Raw genomic sequence first — 1,987 nt, forward strand, 5'->3', positions numbered from 1 at the left:
TCAGAGCGTGTCAGGTGCGACGGGTGTAACGCTTTCGGGAGTTCGTGCGTGTTAGGAGCGTGACGATCGACGGGAGGCTCATGGCGACGGGGGCTGTTGCTGGTCCGGCGGTCTCCTTCGGCGAGTTCGTCGCCAGCCGGTCGGTCGGGCTGCAACGGTTCGCCTACCTGGTGACCGGCAACGTCGAGGACGCCCGCGACGCCGTCCAGGATGCCCTGGTGGGCGCCTACCCACGCTGGACGCAGGTGGTGCGCAAGGGCGATCCGGAGGCCTATGTCCGGCGATCGATCGTCAATGCCCACGTCTCGCGCCGCCGCCGGGACGGACGCGAATCCGCCTGGGATCCGTCCTGGTTGGAGGTCGCTGGCCCTGACAACTCCCCTGCCCTGCTGGACGCCCAGCTCGCCGTCCGGCTGGTGACCGACCTGCCGTTGCGGCAGCGGGCTGCGGTGGTGCTGCGGTTCTACGAGGACCGCAGCTACGCCGAGATCGGCGAGATCTGCGGCTGTTCGGCCGGTGCCGCCCGCGTCCTGGTGCATCGCGCGCTGACTGCCCTGCGCGCCCGCTTTCCCCTGGAGGATTCCGATGACTGACTCCGAGTTCGCCGACAACCTGCGGGCCGTGCAGGCGCTGCGTACCGGGCTGCGGGCCCAGGCCGAGCGACCGGCCTTCCGTCCACTGGACGCCGCGGAACTGGCCCGCCGGGCCGTCCGTCCGCCCCAGACCGGACGCTGGCTGAGGGTCGCCGCCGCCGTGGCGGCAGTGGCGGTGGCCGGCACGCTGATCGCGTCGCAGCTGGGCAACTCACCGATCACGGCGGTGCCGGCCGTCACCGACGCCCCGAGCACCGTAGCGCGGCAGTACGGGCAGTGGACGAAGATCGCCGCCAGCCCACTGTCTCCCCGGTGGGAGGCACACGGGACGTGGGTGGCGGGACGCTATCTGGTGCTGGGCGGGTACTCCGACTTCATGTGCCCGGCGAACGCTGCCTGCAAGATCCACGCCTGGCTGACCGACGGCGCGCTGTACGACCCGGCCGCCAACAGTTGGACGAGCATCGCCCCGCTGCCGGTCGAGGGCGCTGGCGCCGACTCCCCGGTGACACTCGGGTCGTCGGTGTACCTGCTGGCTGACGGCTCCGCGAAGGGGTCGCGCGAGCTGTTGCGCTACGACACCGAAGAGAACGCCTGGACGGGCTACCCCGTTCCGGACAAGGCCGGCGACCAACTGGTGGCCACGGACAGCAGCCTGGTGCTGCTGGCGTCCACCGACGAGTTCGGAGCCGCTACCGATGAGGTCTTCGACCCAGCCACTGGCGCATTCGCTGCCCTGCCCGATGACCCCCTCGGTCCGAGCTTCGACCGCAGCGCGGTGTGGACCGGTGACCGGCTGCTGTTGTCGGCGCACGACCTGGTGGACAACCCGGGCTCCGAGGAGCCGTCGCTGATGCGGCTGGCCGAACTGGACACCAGCCTCACGACCTGGCGCGATCTCGGTACGACCAAACTCCTGGGATCGGCGGCGCGCTCTGCGAACGGACGGGTGGTCTGGCCGAGCCTCGGCTCGGCCGACGGCGGTGAGGTCAACAACTGGGGAAAGTCCTATGACTATGGCGGCATCTTCGATCCGGACACCGGGGCATGGTCAGCGCTGCCGACCCCGCCGAGTCCCGGCGGGCTGGCCGGCTCCTCGCTGGTGGCTGGTGAGCGGGTCGAGGTCGACGGTCAGCTGCTGGATCCTGCGCTGCTGGCGTGGACGACGGTTCCGGAGCTGCCTGCCCGGCAGGAGGCCGGTGTCACCATGCTCGGCGGCCCGGACGGCGTGCTGGCCTGGGGTGGCGGCAGCTACCAGGCACCCACCGCCGATGGCTATCTGCTGTGGCTGGAGCCGCTGACGTACCCGGCGGCCACGCCGTCCGCGGCAGCTATGCCAGCGGCCAGCGGCGAGCCCTCGTCCTTCCCGCCGGTACCGCCCTCGGCGGAGCCCG

General features: G+C 71.2%; 2 protein-coding genes. Both read left to right on the top strand.

Translation table 11 applies throughout. The features are described 5' to 3' along the window. Nucleotides 1-80: 80 nt before the first annotated feature. Nucleotides 81-593, top strand: coding sequence for a SigE family RNA polymerase sigma factor (locus tag VB080_RS12030; protein WP_323418695.1), 513 nt, complete (start codon nucleotides 81-83; stop codon nucleotides 591-593). Further along, a partial coding sequence (locus tag VB080_RS12035) for a hypothetical protein (RefSeq protein ID WP_323418696.1) occupies nucleotides 586-1,987 on the top strand: 1,402 nt, incomplete at its 3' end. The genes VB080_RS12030 and VB080_RS12035, both read left to right, overlap by 8 nt.

It is taken from the genome of Propionicimonas sp. (assembly GCF_034927565.1).
Classification (GTDB): Bacteria; Actinomycetota; Actinomycetes; order Propionibacteriales; family Propionibacteriaceae; genus Propionicimonas.